This window comes from Microbacterium sp. LEMMJ01 (assembly GCF_002114135.1).
Classification (GTDB): Bacteria; Actinomycetota; Actinomycetes; order Actinomycetales; family Microbacteriaceae; genus Microbacterium.
In genome coordinates, this window is record NZ_NCTV01000019.1 from 1 (window position 1) to 1,176 (window position 1,176).

2 protein-coding genes are annotated in these 1,176 nt (G+C 65.9%); both read right to left on the minus strand.

The genetic code is table 11. From position 1 onward, the window contains the following. Positions 1–97: 97 nt before the first annotated feature. Complete coding sequence (locus tag B7W94_RS05045; protein ID WP_005052725.1) at positions 98–421, minus strand: hypothetical protein; 324 nt, start codon at positions 419–421, stop codon at positions 98–100. Between the two features lie 16 nt (positions 422–437). Continuing rightward, positions 438–1,176, minus strand: a 739-nt coding sequence (locus B7W94_RS05050) for a conjugal transfer protein (protein WP_085605041.1), incomplete at its 5' end; no start/stop codon positions are given.

Sequence of the window (1,176 nt, forward strand, 5' to 3'; positions counted from 1 at the left end):
GTCGTGGAGACGGCCGATGAACGTTGGGCACCGTCGGGTGCTCGTGTAGAAGCGCGCAACCTCTCTCTCTTCGTCGCGATCGGCCACGTTCGCCCCTTTACGCGACCAGCCGGTAGACCGTGTCGCCGGCCGCGGTGGTGGTCTCGTTGAGCACCAGGGCGTCCGCCGGAGCTGCGATCTGATGGATCGTGACTCCGATGGCGTCGACGGTCTCGGTCTGGATGAGGCCCATGACCCACTCGCCACCGCCGGCGGCGAGGAACATGGCCAGGCCGCACGCGATGCCGGTGATGATGGTCGTCGCCATGGCGAACCGCACCTTGGCGGCGACGACGAAGAAGATCACTGCTGCTGCGAGAAACACGACCGCCCGGAAAGCAGTCGTCGCATCAGCGGTGATCCCGTTGATCCAATCGAACATGGTTGGTGTTCCTTCCTTAGTTGCCGTTACCGGACGGTGTCGGCGTGGGGGTTGTCGATCCCTTGTCGGAGACCGCTTGCGGTGCAAGATCAATGGCGCTGACCTCCCAGCGGGAGGCACGCGCGGTGAGGGTGAGCGTGTACGTCGAGGTCACTTGCTGGTCCAGCGGGCTCAGCAGTGAGACGGTCGCGAGCACCTTGAGGGTGTCGCCATCGCTCGGGGACTCCGTAGGCGTCAGGTCTGACCGCATCTCCTCGACGTTGACCATCACGTAGGGGGCGGGCGAGATCGCCACGAAAGATGTGTCCGGGGCGCTGTATCGGGACAGGTCACCCGAGCCGGCAAGGTACGCGCCGAGGAACGCCGACACTGTCTCCGCGGACGGGTCAGAGGATCCGATGGTCTGCTTGTAGACCAGCGACGTTGTCTCGCCCTGGACGGGAGCGGAGATCTGGGCCGGGAGACCGACTGCCCTCACCGTGTCCCCGTTGACCGCGATCGCCACCTGGAAGTAGCGGCGCGGCCAGCTCGTCGTGCTGGTGTCGTCGGAGTCCGTCACCGACAGCTCCTTGATGTTCGCCGCGACGACGACGTTGACGAAGTCCGAGCCGTCGACGGGCGTGATGGAGACCACGGACAGGTCGCGGTACTCCCAGGCCGTGACCGACAGCTGCCGCAGCGCCGACAGGTCGAAGTCGGTAGCCAGGTCGCCCGGGGCGTACTTCGTCGCGCTCAGCCACGAGGAGACGAAGCCC